The 1,029-nt window shown below is 69.2% G+C and carries 1 protein-coding gene; it reads left to right on the top strand.

What is annotated here, in order from left to right; all coding sequences use genetic code 11:
* Window positions 1-1,029 (top strand): hypothetical protein (locus J0670_RS38645; protein WP_207817439.1); only part of this gene is annotated, 1,029 nt, incomplete at both ends.

Below are 1,029 nucleotides of genomic sequence, written 5' to 3'. Positions count from 1 at the left end.
CCGTCCTGATCGGCGACGGCTCGACCTCGGACACCGGCCCCCAGCCCCACCAGCCCGTCCCCGAACGGCTGCAGCCCGGCCAGCGCCCGCCGCAGTTCGTGGTCTTCTCCTGGGACGGCGCCGGCGAGCTCGACAACGGCCTGTTCGCCCGCTTCCGCCGGCTGGCCCGGGAGCACAACGCCTCGATGACCTTCTTCCTCAGCGGCCTCTACCTGCTGCCGGAGTCCAAGAAGGACCTGTACCGCCCGCCGCAGCACAAGGTCGGCGCCTCCGAGATCGGCTACCTGAACGACCAGCACATCCACGACACCCTGGAGAACGTGCACGCGGCCTGGCTGGAGGGCCACGAGATCGGCACCCACTTCAACGGGCACTTCTGCGGCTCCACCGGCGTCGCCGCATGGTCCCCGGAGGAGTGGGACAGCGAGATCCAGCAGGCGATGGACTTCGTGATGAACTGGCGCACCAACACCGGCTTCACCGACCTGCCGGCGCTGCCCTTCGACTACCGCAAGGAGCTGATCGGCAGCCGCACCCCCTGCCTGGAGGGCCAGCGCAACCTGCTGCCCACCGCGGTCAGGCGCGGCTGGCGCTACGACAGCAGCGGCAACGGCACCCAGGTGTGGCCGCAGAAGATCCAGGGCGGCGCGCTGTGGGACCTCCCGTTGCAGTCCATCCCCTTCCCCGGGCACACCTTCCAGGTGCTGTCGATGGACTACAACATCATGTACAACCAGTGCGGCCCCAACACCAAGGCCGATCCGGCGCTCCACCCCGGCTTCCAGGCCCAGGCCCGGGACGCCTACCTGATGGGCTTCGACCGCGCGTACAACGGCAACCGGGCGCCGTACGTCATCGGCAACCACTTCGAGGAGTGGAACGGCGGCATCTACATGAACGCCGTCGAGGACGCGCTCAAGTCCATCGCGGACAAGCCGGAGGTGCGGCTGGTCTCCTTCCGCCAGCTGGTGGACTGGCTGGACGCGCAGGACCCTGCGGTGCTGCGCAAGCTGCAGGGCCTCGGCCCGG

The sequence above is a fragment of the Streptomyces sp. FH025 genome (assembly GCF_017427025.1).
Classification (GTDB): domain Bacteria; phylum Actinomycetota; class Actinomycetes; order Streptomycetales; family Streptomycetaceae; genus Kitasatospora.
This window is presented reverse-complemented; position numbering and strand designations above follow the sequence as displayed.